The sequence below is a fragment of the Marinicauda pacifica genome (assembly GCF_004793635.1).
Taxonomy (GTDB): Bacteria; Pseudomonadota; Alphaproteobacteria; order Caulobacterales; family Maricaulaceae; genus Marinicauda; species Marinicauda pacifica.
This window is the reverse complement of the sequence record NZ_SRXV01000002.1, coordinates 520,349-535,928: the sequence shown is the minus strand read 5'-3', so window position 1 is coordinate 535,928 and position 15,580 is coordinate 520,349. Positions and strand designations below refer to the sequence as shown.

The 15,580-nt window shown below is 60.5% G+C and carries 16 protein-coding genes; 3 read left to right on the top strand and 13 right to left on the bottom strand.

Annotated features, from left to right (window positions below; all coding sequences use genetic code 11):
• Positions 1–14 precede the first annotated feature (14 nt).
• The 8 genes from E5162_RS08855 to E5162_RS08820 all read right to left on the bottom strand — a co-directional run bounded on the left by E5162_RS08855 (position 15) and on the right by E5162_RS08820 (position 6,442).
• Entirely contained in the window at positions 15–626 is a 612-nt protein-coding gene (locus tag E5162_RS08855; protein WP_135944877.1) for a sigma-70 family RNA polymerase sigma factor, read from the bottom strand.
• Positions 623–835 (bottom strand): NepR family anti-sigma factor, encoded by a 213-nt coding sequence (locus E5162_RS08850; protein WP_135944876.1) that lies wholly within the window; start codon positions 833–835, stop codon positions 623–625. Before E5162_RS08850 ends, E5162_RS08855 begins: the two co-directional genes overlap by 4 nt.
• 140 nt (positions 836–975) lie before the next feature.
• Entirely contained in the window at positions 976–1,563 is a 588-nt protein-coding gene (locus tag E5162_RS08845; protein ID WP_135944875.1) for a sigma-70 family RNA polymerase sigma factor, read from the bottom strand.
• Positions 1,550–1,867 (bottom strand): NepR family anti-sigma factor, encoded by a 318-nt coding sequence (locus tag E5162_RS08840; protein ID WP_135944874.1) that lies wholly within the window; start codon positions 1,865–1,867, stop codon positions 1,550–1,552. The genes E5162_RS08845 and E5162_RS08840 overlap by 14 nt, the downstream gene beginning before the upstream one ends.
• Before the next feature lie 9 nt (positions 1,868–1,876).
• Positions 1,877–2,989: a lycopene cyclase family protein gene (locus tag E5162_RS08835; protein WP_135944873.1), complete on the bottom strand. Its 1,113-nt coding sequence runs from the start codon at positions 2,987–2,989 to the stop codon at positions 1,877–1,879.
• A 174-nt stretch (positions 2,990–3,163) separates the two neighbouring features.
• On the bottom strand, positions 3,164–4,108 hold the full coding sequence (gene fcl / locus E5162_RS08830; RefSeq protein WP_135944872.1) for a GDP-L-fucose synthase: 945 nt from the start codon (positions 4,106–4,108) through the stop codon (positions 3,164–3,166).
• A gap of 4 nt (positions 4,109–4,112) precedes the next feature.
• On the bottom strand, positions 4,113–5,231 hold the full coding sequence (gene gmd / locus E5162_RS08825; protein ID WP_135944871.1) for a GDP-mannose 4,6-dehydratase: 1,119 nt from the start codon (positions 5,229–5,231) through the stop codon (positions 4,113–4,115).
• Entirely contained in the window at positions 5,228–6,442 is a 1,215-nt protein-coding gene (locus E5162_RS08820) for a glycosyltransferase (RefSeq protein ID WP_135944870.1), read from the bottom strand. The genes gmd and E5162_RS08820 overlap by 4 nt, the downstream gene beginning before the upstream one ends.
• A gap of 247 nt (positions 6,443–6,689) precedes the next feature.
• Here E5162_RS08820 and E5162_RS08815 point away from each other — a divergent pair, with 247 nt between their 5' ends.
• The 3 genes from E5162_RS08815 to E5162_RS08805 all read left to right on the top strand — a co-directional run bounded on the left by E5162_RS08815 (position 6,690) and on the right by E5162_RS08805 (position 9,010).
• The gene (locus E5162_RS08815) at positions 6,690–6,950 is read left to right on the top strand and encodes a spike base protein, RCAP_Rcc01079 family (protein WP_135944869.1); all 261 of its coding nucleotides are present in this window, start codon (positions 6,690–6,692) and stop codon (positions 6,948–6,950) included.
• Positions 6,947–7,669, top strand: a complete 723-nt coding sequence (locus tag E5162_RS08810; RefSeq protein WP_135944868.1) for a hypothetical protein — start codon at positions 6,947–6,949, stop codon at positions 7,667–7,669. Before E5162_RS08815 ends, E5162_RS08810 begins: the two co-directional genes overlap by 4 nt.
• Before the next feature lie 66 nt (positions 7,670–7,735).
• Positions 7,736–9,010, top strand: coding sequence for a polysaccharide biosynthesis protein (locus E5162_RS08805; RefSeq protein WP_135944867.1), 1,275 nt, complete (start codon positions 7,736–7,738; stop codon positions 9,008–9,010).
• Here E5162_RS08805 and E5162_RS08800 read toward each other — a convergent pair.
• Genes E5162_RS08800 through E5162_RS08780 form a run of 5 tightly spaced genes read right to left on the bottom strand, consistent with a single transcriptional unit; the run spans position 8,995 to position 15,444 of the window.
• A complete protein-coding gene (locus E5162_RS08800) occupies positions 8,995–10,308 on the bottom strand; it encodes a hypothetical protein (protein ID WP_135944866.1) in 1,314 nt (437 codons plus the stop codon). The two genes, E5162_RS08805 and E5162_RS08800, sit on opposite strands and share 16 nt — an antisense overlap.
• Complete coding sequence (locus E5162_RS08795; RefSeq protein ID WP_158291253.1) at positions 10,305–11,366, bottom strand: glycosyltransferase family 4 protein; 1,062 nt, start codon at positions 11,364–11,366, stop codon at positions 10,305–10,307. Before E5162_RS08795 ends, E5162_RS08800 begins: the two co-directional genes overlap by 4 nt.
• Before the next feature lie 14 nt (positions 11,367–11,380).
• A complete protein-coding gene (locus E5162_RS08790; RefSeq protein ID WP_135944864.1) occupies positions 11,381–12,175 on the bottom strand; it encodes a glycoside hydrolase family 16 protein in 795 nt (264 codons plus the stop codon).
• Positions 12,154–13,236: a polysaccharide pyruvyl transferase family protein gene (locus E5162_RS08785; protein ID WP_135944863.1), complete on the bottom strand. Its 1,083-nt coding sequence runs from the start codon at positions 13,234–13,236 to the stop codon at positions 12,154–12,156. Before E5162_RS08785 ends, E5162_RS08790 begins: the two co-directional genes overlap by 22 nt.
• Positions 13,237–13,263: 27 nt before the next feature.
• Positions 13,264–15,444 (bottom strand): AGE family epimerase/isomerase, encoded by a 2,181-nt coding sequence (locus E5162_RS08780; RefSeq protein WP_135944862.1) that lies wholly within the window; start codon positions 15,442–15,444, stop codon positions 13,264–13,266.
• Positions 15,445–15,580 lie beyond the last annotated feature (136 nt).

Sequence of the window (15,580 nt, the reverse complement as noted above, 5' to 3'; positions counted from 1 at the left end):
CGTAGATTCGGACTCTAGCTGGAGGCCAGATCGGCTGAGAGATGCTCGACTTCGCTCAGAATCTTGTTCAGTGCCCCCCGGCCGTTCGCGCTCTTGTCGCGATAAGTCTCGGTTGAGTTGACCGTCTCGAGCAGGGTCGCGCGGGCCCGGCTGACCCGGCTCTTGATGGTGCCGACGGCGCAGGCACAGACCTCTGCGGCCTCCTCGTACGAGAATCCGCCCGCTCCCACCAGGATCAGCGCTTCACGCTGATCGGCCGGGAGCGTGTCGAGGGCCTCGTACACTTCGGCCAGCGCGATCGCCGAGTTCTGGCTGGCCTCACGGGCCGTGGAGACGCCGGCGTCCTCGTCACAGACTTCATTCTTGCGCCAGGCGCGGCGCTGTTCGGAATAGAAGTGATTGCGCAGGATCCTGAAGGTCCAGCCTTTCAGATTGGTCCCGGCCTGAAAGCTCATCCGGGCCTTCCAGGATTTGAGAAGCGTCTCCTGGGTCAGGTCATCGGCTTCGGCCGCATTCGAGCAGAGGCTGCGAGCAAAGGCGCGAAGATATGGCACGAGCTCGGCAAGCGCGTTCTTGAATGCCGTCGGATCGCTGGGGTCGGGCCCCGGAGTGGTGTGCGTCTTCATTCATCGCCCTCCCACTTCTCATCGAGTTTGTCGAGAAGCTCGTTGAAGCTGTCTGGTATCGGTTCTGCCAGTGTCTGATCGAAGAGATTTTTCAAACCCTTGGTAAAGGCATCGAGCGATTCGCTGATCCTTTCCTCAGGTTCGCCTGCTTCGGTCGCACCGAGATTGGCGCCCTGCGACGGCTTCAGGTCTTCGGGAAAGTCGTTCATTATTCACCGATCGAAATATTAAAATCATAATACACCAGTCATTGAACATATAGGTGTCCGGCTCGCCGCGTAAAGCGCCGGGTAGGCGAATAATCAGGTAAACAAAGCAGATTTCACGAAGAGCGCGCGGGCCGGGACGGTCATTTTGGCTCGCGTTCACCGGCACGCGTGGCCGCTTCCTGCATCAGCGTGTCGATGACCGAACTGGTATGAGGTGTCTTGTTTTTCAACTGCTTGCGTTCCAGCAGTTCAAGCAGGTTGGCACGCGCACGGCTTACGCGGCTCTTGATCGTGCCGACCGCGCAACCGCAGATCTCGGCCGCTTCCTCGTAAGAAAACCCGCCCGCGCCCACCAAGATCAGCGCCTCGCGTTGTTCTTCGGACAAGCTGTCGAGCGCCTGGCGCACTTCCTCGAGCTGGACAGAGGCATCCTGAGCGGCCGTGGCCGGACCGGGGCGCTCGATATCCTTTTCGGTGGAGACCTCGTTCTTGCGCCACGCCTTGCGGCGTTCGGAATAGAAATGATTGCGCAGGATCATGAAGACCCAGGCTTTCAAATTCGTGCCGGGCGTATAGCTTTCGCGGGCGCGCCAGGCCTTGACCAGCGCTTCCTGCGCGAGGTCGTCGGCCTCGGCCGCGTTGTGGCAGAGACTCCGGGCGAATGCCCGCAAATGCGGGATCAGTTCGGCCAGCTCCGTCTTGAACGCCGAAGAGTCAGCTTGCGCCATCGGAGCGCCCATTACTGTTGTCGTCCAGCCTGTCGAGCAGAGACTTCATCTCGTCGGGAATCGGCTCGTCGACCGTGTCCTGATAGATTTGCCTGAGCCGCTTGCCGAACTCGCCAAGCTCGGCGTCGCCCGCCTCCGCCTTGGAGCGCCTGGCGTGCCCGTCGGTGTCGTGCGCTTTTGAATTCTCCGCCAAAGCAGGCTCCAACCCTTTGCCCTCGATGCCGTAAGAACTCCCATGGCGGTCGGGAGTTCCGTTCCGGACATGCTGTTTTGCAAGGCGATGCAGCTGGTTGGCCTGGCCCAAGCGCGCGGCTCAGGACGTGTTGGCTCGCGCGCGCAGATGGAGCATGAGCCGGGCGCTGTCGCGCACGCCGGGATTGCCTGTCATGACATGCACCAGCGTGGCGGGGGACAGGGACCCGGCCAGGGAGAGCACGGTCCGGTCCATCGCCGACGGGTCGCGGGTCAGGGCAGAGAGCAGGCGCCGGTTGGCCAGTCCGGCCACCAGGCCGGGACCGTGAAAGGCCGGCGGCGCGCGCCCGGCGAGCAGGCGGCGGGTGACCGTCCCGGCCCAGTTTTCCAGTCTCAGCAGGCTTTGACCGGCCCCCACCCGCCAGCCGCCCGCCTGCATCCGGGCTGCGACCAGACCGCGGACAGGGTGCTCGCGAGGGGCGGGAAGGCCGGTGGGCAGGACGCCGTAGCTGACCGGTCCGGCCCTGGTCCAGCGGCGCCGGGAGAGCAGCTCGTCAAGCTCGGCTTCAAGCCGGGAGCGTTCAAGCGGAACCGGGCTCCAGCGCACGGCCTCGGTGCGGACGCGGCCGTTGCCGAGCGGCAGGACATAATCGAAGGCGAGACCGGCACTATCGCACCGCATCCGCGTCATGATCTCCGCGCACGGGGACGCGGTCCCGCCGCCATCCTGCGACAAACACCCTGCAAAAGACTGGTACATGACCGGTATCTGAGACGATGACGCGGAAACCGGCCGCGTGTCGATCACATGGCGCGCCCGCAGGCGGCCGGCATTGGTCTCGACGAAGACCGATCCGCCGCTATGCCCGGTCTGGTGCGCGGTTATCCCCGTCTCCAGCCGGATGTGAGGCGCGTCGCCGATCCGGTCGCGCCGCCGGGCGAAAAGCGGCCCGCTCTCCACCAGCTGATAGGACAGGCCGGGGATAGCGTGCTCTGCGCCACCTCCGCCGTCGCGCGAAAACGACCAGCGCGTCCACCGGGCGTTCACAAAGGGGGATAAGGCATGACGGGCCGGAGCCCACAGGCCCCAGGCGCGGTTCTGGGCAAAATCGTCGCGCGGTTCGATGATCCGGACCTGGAAGCGCGCCCCGCTTTCGATCAGGCGGTTGGCGAGCGCCATGGCCGCGAGCCCGCCGCCGATGATCAGTAAATCGGTATCTATGGAGTCGGACACGGGCAACCGGTCTGCATTCGCTGTTTCAACCGGCGCAAGCGTGGCCCGAAACGGCGCGGCTGCAAAGGCCGGACGGCGCTTCTGGCTGCGGCTTTCAAGAGCTTGGCATCGGGAGCGCCCGATCACCGGATGCCGGACCCGGCGGGTCTCTCGCCCTGGCAGAACGAGGAGGCTCTAGGCTTCACCGTAGCGCGCGCAGAAATCGCGATACGCCGACGCCAGCCCCTCACGCAACCCGATCGAAGGGTGCCAGCCCAGAGCCTGGAGCTTGTCTGCGCTCATCAACTTTCGTGGTGTGCCGTCCGGTTTTGACAAATCTTTGGTCAGTTCACCTTCGAAACCGACCACCTCCATGACAAGTCGAGCTAGGTTCTCAATCGTGATGTCTTCACCCGCGCCAACGTTGACGTGTTGAGCTTCGGAATATGTCTTCATCAAATGGACCAGGGCATCCGCGCAATCATCCGCATGCAGGAATTCTCTACGTGGCGTGCCAGTACCCCAAATTTCGACTGTTTGCGCTCCGGACGTCTTCGCGTCATGAGCCTTGCGGATTAATGCTGGGATGACATGGCTTGTCATCAGGTCATAATTGTCGCCAGGGCCATAGAGGTTCGTAGGCATCGCAGAAATGAAATCAGCGCCATGCTGGCCCCTGTAAGCTTGGCAAAGTTTGACCCCTGCGATTTTCGCGATTGCGTACCACTCGTTGGACGGCTCAAGAGGGCCGGTAAGAAGTGCGTCTTCTACAATCGGCTGCTCAGCAAATTTTGGATAGATGCAGGATGACCCTAAGAATAAAAGTTTCTCTACCCCAACTTGATATGCCGAATTGATAATATTCGCGGCGATCATAAGGTTTTGATAGAGAAAATCTGCTGGGTAAGTTTGGTTAGCAAGTATTCCGCCAACCTTTGCGGCCGGCACGAACACTGCATCGGGTTTGGATTTATCAATCCAGCGAACCGTCGCAGCCTGATCAGTTAGATCTACGTCTTGTCTGGTCACCTTCAGGATAGTCGCTGGGCCTTCAGACTGCAGTCGCCGGACGAGGGCAGAACCGACCATCCCGCGATGGCCGGCAACCCATATCCGCTTGTTGGTCAGTTGGTATTCCATATTGCTACTCCAGACTCATGGGCAGTTCGAGCCCGTGTTCGCGCAAGAGTGCCGTTCGTCTGGCCGACTTGTAATCTTCGGCGACCATTTCCGCGCACATTTGCTGCGCGGTTATTTCCGGAATCCAGCCGAGTTTCTCCTTGGCCTTCGTCGGATCGCCCAAGAGAGTTTCGACCTCCGCCGGGCGGAAGTAGCGTGGGTCGATGCGCACGATGACATCGCCCGGCTTCATCGCAGGCGCCAGGTTTCCCGTCGTCTTGGCTACAACGCCAATCTCGTTCACACCGTCGCCAGAGAATTCCAGAGTTATTCCAAGTTCAGATGCGGACCAGGTTATAAATTCCCGTACGGAATACTGCTTGCCGGTAGCGATTACAAAATCTTCCGGCTTTTCCTGCTGGAGCATCATCCATTGCATCTTCACGTAGTCCTTCGCATGACCCCAGTCGCGAAGAGCATCTATGTTGCCCATGTACAGGCAAGACTCCAATCCGAGCGCGATGTGCGATAGTCCCCTTGTGACCTTCCGCGTTACAAATGTCTCTCCCCGTCGGGGTGATTCATGATTGAAGAGCACTCCGTTGCATGCGTACAAGTTGTATGCTTCTCGGTAATTCACGGTAATCCAGTAAGCATAGAGCTTGGCTACCGCGTAAGGGGAACGGGGGTAGAATGGAGTCGTCTCGCGCTGTGGAATTTCCTGGACCAGTCCATACAGCTCAGAAGTCGACGCCTGGTAGAAACGAGTCTTATTCTCCAGCCCGAGAAAGCGCATGGCTTCCAACAATCTGAGGGTCCCCATCGCGTCTACGTCTGCTGTGTATTCGGGGGCCTCGAAGCTCACCGCGACGTGGGATTGGGCGCCGAGATTGTAAATCTCGTCCGGCTCGATGGCACTGATGAGACGGGTCAGGTTCGAGGTGTCTGTGAGATCCCCGTAGTGCAGCTTGAAGCTTGCATCCTGGGTATGGGGATCTTCGTAGATGTGATCGACGCGCGCCGTATTGAAGAGTGAGGCGCGGCGCTTTATGCCGTGAACGACGTATCCTTTTTCTATAAGGAACTCAGCAAGATAGGACCCATCTTGGCCCGTTACACCGGTAATGAGTGCGGTTTTAGTCATACTGCTTCCGTTCCTATCCGGTTCACTGCCACAGACTTGTTGATAAGCGCATCCCAGATTTTCTCGCACACGACCGAGCGGTCCACGCACCGTTCCACGTATCTGCGACCATTGGCGCCATAGTTCAGACGGGTAGATTCCGACTTCATCAGCGAGGTTATGGCGTCGGCGAGCGCGAAGGGATCATCAGGCGTAACCACCACGCCTGAGCCGCTCTGCTCTGCAAGGTCCGCGAGCGGCGACTCGGCATGCGCTGTGGCAATAAACGGGCGGCCGCAGGCCATAATCGAGAAAATTTTGCTCGGAACTGCGAAATCTGCCCCGTCGGAGGCCTGGGGGACGAGATGAATATGACCTGATGCCATTGCTTCGTTGAGCTGATCGAACGGCGCGAGCGGCTCGAACCTTACATTCGTCAAGTTCTTCGAGTGCGCCAGCGTGACCAGCTCGTCCTTGATGCCCCCTTGGCCTCGGATCACAATCTGAATTTCGGAATCTCTGGTCTTCAAAACTTCGGCGGCCGCCAGAATCTGATGGAGTCCCTGCTTTCGGCCCATCGCTCCGGAGTAAACCACGGTCGGGTTCGCGGGTTCTGGCAGAACTTTGAACTTGTGCACGTCAAGTTGCGGCGGCGCCACAATTACGGGTGTTCTAACGCCCAGCTCGCGAATGGCCTCTGCCATCCCGGATGACAATGTGACGATCACGTCAGCACGGTTCAGCGCATAGCGTTCAAGAAGCCGCAGGGCTTGCATTGCCGATCCCGATGCTCCTGTGGCCTTTCCCAGGCCGGATTGCACGTCGTGCACGATTACGAGATGCCGCCCCGCCGGAGCCACGAACAGGGACGCGCCCAGCGCGACAAATATCGAAGGGCAAACCGAAATCACCGAATTTGAGGCGCGACGAGACACTCTGTGAAGGCACAGGGCGAGGAGAAAGCTTCCTTCGGTGATCAGTCGCCCGAACAATCCTGATCCCCGTGTGACGAGGCTCGCCAGCCGGCGGACATGAATCCCCGACCAGACCTCCCGATCACGCTCGCCTTGCCGGTAGCCTTCAAAGACAACTCGATCTGGATAGTTCGGTCGGGCCGTGACGACTGCAGGTTCGTGCCCCTGCTCGGCTAACCACAATGCCAGATCCGTAATCGGCGGAGCGCTGCCGGTCGGTTCGGGAAAGAAATACTGCGAGATGATGACCGGAGACATGGATCGGACACTGGTCAAGATTGAGGGCTTGCGGCGGCGTTTGCCGCGCTCTCGCGCCAACTGACGCCCGCGCCGCAAACCAGTGCCGTTTTTGTCATCGTGCTATCCCCGTACTCGACCCGATCTTGATGCCGCATCGCAGCATAGCCGTCAATCACAAGTAGATAACGGTGCGGGCTTTTATCCCCGCCCTGTGGCCGCGGCTCTACGCTCGGCGCCTGTCGGTTGAGAGAGAGGACGTCCTGCCATGAGTGACTTCGATGCGCGTGCCGCCGGGCTCGACAGCCCGCCCGCCTACGCCTTTGCCATCGTGCCAGACGACGGCGCGGAGCTGGCCCGGCCCACGCGCGGCCTGATGGTGGCCGGCGAGGGCGATGTCGCGGTCCTGACCGTGGGCGGGGACACGGCCGTCCTGCCCGGCCTTCTGCCCGGCATCCAGTATGCCATTCGCGCGCGGCGTGTCCTGGCCACGGGGACGGGCGCGAGCGGCCTTGTGGGGCTGGCATGAGGCTGGGCCTGGCCACCGGCCTGCCGGCCGCCGCGGCCGACCGCCTCGCCCCCTGCCTTGAAGGGATGTCCGGGCCGCGCGCCCTGCTGCACGAGGCGGCGCGCACCGGCCTGGTGCTGAACTTCACCGGCGGGCGGGACCGGCACGCGGTACGCGGCCGGGTCTACGACACCATCGCCGACCTGCCCGGCGCGGTCCTGGGCGCCGCCGCGCCGCGCCTGACGCCGCAGGGCCTGCGCGTGGACGGGCCGGAGGACACGATCTCGCTTACCGACCTGCCGGCGCTCGGCTTCGACCCGCTCCAGCCCTTCACGCTCATGGTGGAATGGAATTTGCCCGCCCTCACCGGACTTCAGGCCGCCCTGACGATCGACGACGGCACAACCAGCAATCGCTGGCCCCAGATCTGGGCCCACAACGCGGGCAATGCGCAGGTGTTTACGTCGTCCAGCGTCGGGCCGCTACAGGGGGTTTTGAGTTCGACCGTATTGCAAGGGCGCTCAAGGCTAGCCGTATCCCTTCGTGCGAATTCGATTTCAGGCTCGATCAACGGCGGATCAATTATTGTTGATCCGGAAATCGACCGGCCAGTTGGCCTTGCCAACATGCGTTTAGGCGCCCGGGCGTCCGATGGGTACTTGAACGGCTCGCTGGCAGCGATTGCAATCTGGACCGCTCCGCTCGACGAAGGGCGCCTGGAATTTATCGCCGGACATTGAGCACGCAGAAGGTGACGACAGGCGGTGCCCGTCTGGTGTAAGACGGCGCCGGCTTTGGGGGGCTCAATGCGCACCGTTCTCGCTCGTCTGACTGGCTTATTTCGAAAAATCGGGATCTGGCGCCTCTTTCGCGTGGGCGGTGTTCGTGGATCCATCACGCTCGCCAATCTCGCCGTATTCGCGCTGCTCGGGCATCTGCACGGAGGAGACGCGATCGGTGCGTTCGCATCTTATCTGGCATTCACGACCTTAGCCGGAGGTTTTTTCTCTGCTGGGTTTCCAGAGATGCTGATGCGACGCGCAGCGCTTATCGACGTGCGGTCGTTCGCGCGGCTGAAACGCTGGCGGTCTGCATTCTGGTTCGGCGCACTGCTGGCCGCTTTGGTTGCCTCGCCCGCCAGCGTGGCGTTGGTCTGGGTATTGCGCTCTAAAGCGGAGATCGATCTACCCTGGATCGCGGCAATCGGCCCGGTGGTGTTTTCCCTGAATCTGCTGCTCAGCGAGGAAATGCGCGGGCGCGGCAAGGCCGAACTCTCGCTCTTCATCACCAATTTCGCGACCATCCTTGCGCCGCTCGGCTACCTCGCCGTGTCGATTCTGCTGCCTGCGCATGAGGTGCTGACAGCCCTTGTGCTGACACACATCGTGAGCGGATTGGGCCTCGTCATGATTTTCATGTCCACTTCGACGCGCGTGGACTTGTCCGCGTCCAGAGCCCTTGCCTTGTTGAAGGCGATGTCACCGGTCGACCTGGCCTCCATGGCGCTCATGCGGGTGTTCTCCGGCGGCGCCAGCCACGTCATGGTCTTGCTCGCAGCCGGACTCGGGTCGCCGGTCCTTGCCGGCTTCGTGGCCGTTGCGGCGCGCCTTGCCGGCCTCGCGGCCACCTTCACGGGGATCGTGAATGCCTCCTTCGCGCGGAGAGTCGGAGCAGCCCAGAAATTCCCCGATCAGCTGAAGGCGCTGTTTGCTCTGACGGCGGCGATTTCATTCGCGGGTGTCGGCGTTCTGATGCTGCCAATCCTTCTTTTTCCGGACCAATTCCTGGCCCTGTTTGCGGTCTCGCCGGAGCTCGCCAACGCGGGTCTTGGGTTGCAAATCTTAGCAGGTGCACGGATTATTCGTTCTCTTGCTGGTGTGTCCGACTTATTCCTCTTGGTTCTAGGTCGGGCTTACATTGAACTTATGGCAACGTTTCTTGGGTTCGTCGCATTGGTCATGACGGTGTCCTTGCTGCCGGTAACGGCCCTAGGCGCGGCGATCTCTCTGACAGTTTCGGTTATAGTTCACGGTCTAATAAGTGGTTTGGGAGCGTGGAGCTCGTTTCATCGAAAAATTTGAGGTCGAGGCTTGCTCCGCTGATCCTTGTGTTCGATGTAAATCGATATGCATCCTAAAATTCCAGCAATAATAATCCATCTAAGTGAACTCCGTATGGGATACTGATGAGTAAAAAGATGGCCGTAAACAGTCATACTGAAAGATAAAAGAGCTAAAACTCTAGTTGATAATTTATTGCTGGATATATTCCAAGCGCGTTGGCTCGTGTAAAGACTTGCTCCAGTTATTATCAAGAATAAAATAAGCCATTGAGGGTCAAACCAATATAACTCCGCGTAAGTACTAAACGGACCAAAAATATTAATTCTAACATCGTGAATGGCCCGAACGCTCTGGAAGTTGTCGATGGCGGATGGAAGTGGTGAAAAAGATAAAATTTTAAATATAAAAGGATAAGTAGTTCCAGATCGCGTCGCCGCCTCAGAAAACACTAGGCCACCACCAAAGATATTTGCGATTGTATGAATAAAAAAATCTGAACTCGCTCCAGAGAATATACCTTGAAAGAATGCTCCTATGCCAAGATCATTACTATCGCGCCCATTCATAGCCCCGAAGTAGGCTGCCGGTGCAGCAAATAATCCTATAATAGTGATAATATTCGTACGTGTTTTGTTATCTGACAGTAGTAACAGTACTAAAAATCCTATTTGAAGAGCTAACCAGCGGGAAAGGCTTGCGGCTTGAAACGCGCCAAAATATGAAAATACAATAATAGACATTGTAACGAGTATGATGTTTCTGAGTTTAATAGATAAAAACAGGGCGCCGGCGGAAATAAATCCGAGAAAGCCGACAGACCCATGAATGACTTGTAGTGCGCGGTTATCAATATTAAAAAATCTGGGGTCTCTTAATTGTAGATATAGATTGTATGTTTTCAGGAAGCTCATATCTGTTATAATGGCATGTATGCCGGCTACTATTAGTAAAGATGATATCGCGAAAAATGAAATTATGAAGGTTGATTTTGTACGTGGTATTGAGAATGCAAATCTTGCCGGGCTTTGCTTTCTCGCGCGTGATAGTTCTGATATAAATATAAAAAATAAGAGAGCGATAGAGTAATATATAATAAATGGCATTTGAATTGGTATATAAGAATAATCAAATTTATAACTATGTATGATTTGTGAATCGGAATGAATTTTGTAAAATTCTACTAATACAAAACCGATTATATTTAGAATAATTAAAGAAATAACCATGCCAGAGGGTGATATTAATCCGTAACGTTTGTTACAAATTAATAATACAAAGATGCTGAGTATTGCTAATAAAAGCGCAATATAAGTCATTTATTGGCCTTTTTTATTACAGAGACTAGGGACGCCAAAGATCGTGAGGCCTCGCGGCAGGCGTCGCTATAGAATTGCTCTGCCAATCTTGTCGCCTGCCCAAAATTTTCGTGGCGGCGAACCCAACCGGAAATAGCTATCCCTGCGGATGCGACAAAGCACTCCTGATCAAAGACCCATTCGCTTGGAAGCTGATCGGGAATGCACCCACGGTCGGTCGCTAATACCGGACATCCGACAGCCAGGGCTTCGTAGATTGTAACTGGCTGCGCTTCATTGCGGTATTGGCTGGGAAACAGGAGAGCGTCGATGTCCTGATAAAACGCTGCCTTGTCCTCCCCATAGACAGGACCTCGGTATGAACGGCGCTCGGGAGCCTCCGCGATGAATGCATCGACCTCAGACCGGATTTCAACGTCTGAGATGGGACCGGCGATGATAGCGCTCAGGGTGATATCCCGGTCCTCCAGAACCCGCATGGTTTCGAGGAAAAGCAAGATACCCTTTTCCCGCGTAATATTGCCAAGGAAGCCAACCGAGTTGAGCGCTCGGGCGGGTGATCTTCGGGCCTCGGAGGGGGCAATGAACGCGGCGTTAGAGAGCACGCTCGTCCTTACAGAGTCGCCATAGAGCCGCTTCAGCTTGTCAGCCATACACGGGCATAGCGTGATATGCAGCGTGTTGGCAGGCGCGACAGCAAAGACAGATCGTGTGGCCAGCGTAGGGGCTTCCACGTAGGAAAATACGTGGTGGTGGATGATCAGAGGGACGCCGCTCAACTTGGCCAGAAGGACGAGCACCAGACTTCCCCACGCGCCTTGGCCAGCGTCCAGAACAATATAAACAGGCGCTTTCTGCGGATCGGAAAAAATCGCGCGTGTAAGCTGGCGTACGAGCGCAAGATGCTTTCTGAAACTCCAGAAGCGCGCTTTTCCATCTGTTTTGCTTACAACGAAGCGCCGAACGTCAATGGTCTCTGAAAGCCGCTCCGCAATCGCCTTGGTGACATGCGTCATCCCTGTGGTGGGCGGCGGAAAGACTGCGACGATCTTCAGCATCCCCCGCGCGCCCATCACTCTGTCTCCCACACGCGGACATAGTCGATCTGCATGGCGGTTCCGTCCAGGGCGTCGTCCGGGGTGTCGAGCCAGCTGGCGGTGGCGGTGGACAGGCGCACGGTCAGCGGCCCGGCGCAGGGCGCTTCGGCGCGGCGCACGACATGACCGTCGCGCCGCCAGATCAGCGTCTCGCCGTCCCGCTCGATCGAGAGCACCATGAAGCGGGCCGAATTGGGCTCCGGCGCGCTCCACGGATTGGTCAGGCGGTAGATGTCGCGCGCAACCTCCTGCGTGCCGGCGGTAAAGACATGCAGGTTATAGGTCATGCGCGCGGGGTGGGTGGCCTCGATCACGTCGATCTCGCAGGCGGTCTCGCCGGGGCCGAGATCTGAGAACGCAGGATGGCGCGCGGGGAAGAGCCAGAAGGCGTTGTTCAGCCCGGCCTGCGGCGCGAGTTTCAGCCGCGCCTCGAACACGCCGTCGCCGAAGGTCCGGTGCGTCCAGACATGGCCGGTCGTCCAGCTGCGGGCCTCGTTATCACTGGAGTCGCGGGCCTCCTGGCGCGTGACCAGATGCAGGAGGCCGTCTCGCACCTCCACATTCTCCGGCCAGCGGCTGGAGGTGATGTGGCCGGGCGCGCCGGACTCGATGGCCCAGACGGCCGGATCGAGGGTCTCGCCCTCGAACCTGTCCTCGAAGACGAGCGTCCACGCTGCGCCCGCGTCCTCCAGTCCGGCCGGAGCGGGAGAGGCGGCGGGTGCGGGGGAGAGCGCGAGCCCGGCCGCGATCAGATGTGCGAGCGGAGCCATGCCACCTGCTGTGTGCGTTCGTTCTCCAGCCAGTCCATGTCCAGCTGGACGGGGCGGGTCTTGATCTCGCCGGCGCCGACGCGGGCGAACAGGGCGGCGCGCGGGCTGGGCGTGAACAGCATGGCCGGATTGCCGTAGGCCAGCGTCGCGACACAGGCATGCACCCGGTCGGCCAGGGTCAGGGCGGAGTTGGCGTAGATCGTGAAATACGTCCACGGCTCGTCCGAGCAGACCGCATTGGGATGCTGGTAGATCTTGTAGGTCATGTGCGGATTGGTGCGGTGCTCGGGCCGGATCACCAGGCGTCCGTTCAGCTCGGCGGGCAGCTTGCGCCGGTCGAGCAGATGGCCGAGATAGGCCTGCACCTTGGACCGGTGGGCCAGGCGCGAGGTCAGGTTCGGCGTAGTCAGATTCCAGCGCGTGCCATCGGCTTCGAAGCTGAAATCGGCTTCCGGGTCCTGCGCGCCCAGCGTGATGGTCGGCTCGGGATAGCGGTCGAAGTTGAAGGCGTAATAGCGCTCGCCGGCGACCTTGAACGGGGTATAGGCCTTGGGCGCGAAGAAGGCGCTGTCCATCCCGTCATAGAGCGGGACGCCCAGGTCCCAGCCGCTCAGGATGGCGTAGCTCTCGCTGTCGCGCGTGGAGATCAGCGCGGGCTTGTATTCGTCAAGGAAGCTGCGCGCGGCTTCGAACTCGCTGTCGCGGAACTTGAAGAAGGCCGCACCCAGCAGGATGATCTTCGTGCCGCGTGCGGTCAGCGCCTTGAAGGTCGGCTCCCACAAATGGCGAAAACCGGTGGTCAGGAGCGGGCCCTGCAGCACGATATAGTCGAGATCGAGCAGGCGCAGATACTCGACATCGTTTTTCGGATTGCCCTTCAGCTGATCGTGAAAGGTCCGGTAGCCGGGCTGGTCCTGGATGAACTCGACCTCGCCCTGGCCGAACATCTGCTCCAGGATCCACTTGCCGCCGATATTGAAGAAGGCGTTGCCGACATTCTGGCCCCAGAAGCCGGAAACCAGGGCCACCCGGGGGGCACGCACCGTATGTGTGTCACTCATTCAACAAGCTCCATGGGGCGCGGGCGGTCAGGCCCTGGCCGGATCGATGACCGGCGCGAAGGCGGTCATGAGGTGATAGACTATGCTGGCGGGAACGGCGTCACTTTTCGCTTTGCCGTCCGCGTCGTACTCGTCGATCCACAGGCCGGGACCGGCATCGCCCAGATAGGTGTCGAACAGCGCCGCGATCAGGGCGTCGGCCTGGTCCAGCCCGGTCACGCCCGGCACGACCAGGCGGGCGCGCAGCATCTCGGTCTGCGGCCAGAGGCGGCGCCCGCCATCGATCGGCGTGCCGTCCGGTGCGACGCAATTATACGCAAAGCCGGTGCGGCGGTCGCGCCCGATCCGGTCCGCCCCGGCAATCAGGCGCCGGACCCAGCTGGTCAGGTCGCGCCCCGAATGGCGTTCGAACCGGGCCAGCAGCACGGCCCATTCATAGGCATGGCCGGGCTCGATCCGGTTGGCGCGCTCCGGGTCGGGCTGCCATGTGCCGGTGAAATGCTCGATCACGCAGTCATGGACGGGGTCGAAGAAATACCGCTCGAACAACTCCACGATGGCCTGAGCGCGCGCCAGCCAGTGCGGCTCGCGCCGCGCCTCGTACAGGGCCAGGCAGGCTTCCAGCAGATGCATGTGCGGATTGGCGCGCAGGCCTGACTCCGGCGCGTCGCTGTCGCGATAGCCGCCGAAGCCGGTGGCCAGACGCGTGTCCAGCGTCTCCAGGACCTGCCCGGTCCAGTGGTCGAAATCGAACGCCACTCCGGCGCGGTGGGCCCAGGCCATCGCGGTCAGGACGAAGGCGTGGTCGTAGGTGTCGGCCCGGCCGTCGACGATGCGGCCGGTGCGGTCGAGACGATGGGCAAAGCCGAGGCCAGGCTGCCAGGCCCGGGTCAGCAGATAGTCGAGCCCTTGCGCGGCGCGGTCGCGGCCCGCTCCGCTCCAGCCCAGGATATGAGCGTGGGAGAAGGCGTAGATCTGGCGCGCCTGCACACGCACGCGCCGGACCTGCGCATGCTCCTGCGACGGAGTGTCGAGTGTCAGGTCTTCCCTGAAGCCGCCATGGGTGTCGTCCCAGCCATGGCGATCCCACACGGGCAGCATGCGGTCGAACACCCAGTCGCGCACCCGGCTCCTTGTGGCCTCCGGCAACAGGTCTGCAAAGCCGAAGCCGCGCGCAGCCTCGGCCATGTGCCGGACCTCCTGGGCGCGTGATCGATGCGTGACCAGGACCGCTTCGCGGCAGGCGATCACGGCCAGGTCCTTGACCCCGATCACGGCCAGGTGCGGCCCGTCCGAATAGAGCGAGCAGGCCTCGGTCTCGCGCGTGCGCACCGGTCCTCGCGCCAGATTGTCCGGCGTCCGGGCCATCGCCTCGTACAGCGCGTCGTGATCGCCCAGATCGCTCCAGTCCATGTCCACCGGAACGACGCTGACCTGGCCCTCTGCACTCAGCGGCTCCATCACGGCATAGTCGATGGAGATGGAGGGCGCCTGGCTGAACGCCTCCTTGTCGAGTACGCGCACACCGCCGCGTGCCTCGCCCAGCGCAAGGCGCGCCTGGGTGAGCACCTCCGGTGCGCAGCGCTCCAGCGCTCGGGCCATGGCCCCGGCCTGGAACAGGAAGATGCCGGCATTCCAGTAGAAGCGCCCGGTCTCCAGATAACCGCGCGCGGTCTCCGCGTCCGGCTTCTCGACAAAGCGCAGGACCGGACGCACGGGCGTATCGCCGCCGCCCGCCTCGATATAGCCATAGGCCGTGGCCGGATGGACGGGCTGGATGCCGAAGGTCACGATCTGGCCGTCTGTGGCTGGCCCGACGGCCGCCGAAATCGCCTTGTGAAAGGCCGCGACATCGCCGATCCGGTGATCGGCCGGCAGGACGAGCAGGAGCTCGTCGTCGTCTGCCATCGCAACGGCGGCGGCAATCGCGGGTGCGGAATTGCGTGCGACCGGCTCGAGGATCAGCTCGCAATCGCCCAGGCAGGACTGGATCAACTCACGATTGTTCAGCGACCCGACAATGAGTGGAGGCGAGAATGCGGGCGGATTCGCTCCGCCGCCGGCTGGCGCGGCGACACGCAGTGCGGTCTGCTCCAGCATCGACACCGGCCCGGCAAGGGGCTGGAACTGCTTGGGGCGCAACGCAGTCGACAATGGCCACAGCCGGGTGCCGCTCCCACCGCACAGAATGACCGGCCTGATTGGCATATTGCGCTTGTCCCCACTGCCTCTTCGCGTATGCAGCAAAGGCCGGCGAATATCAATCTAAGATTAGAGGGCGCCCGGTAAATATCTGGACGGGTGTGGTCGAAAACCGCCGCCTGAACCCGGCTGCAGCGCCCCG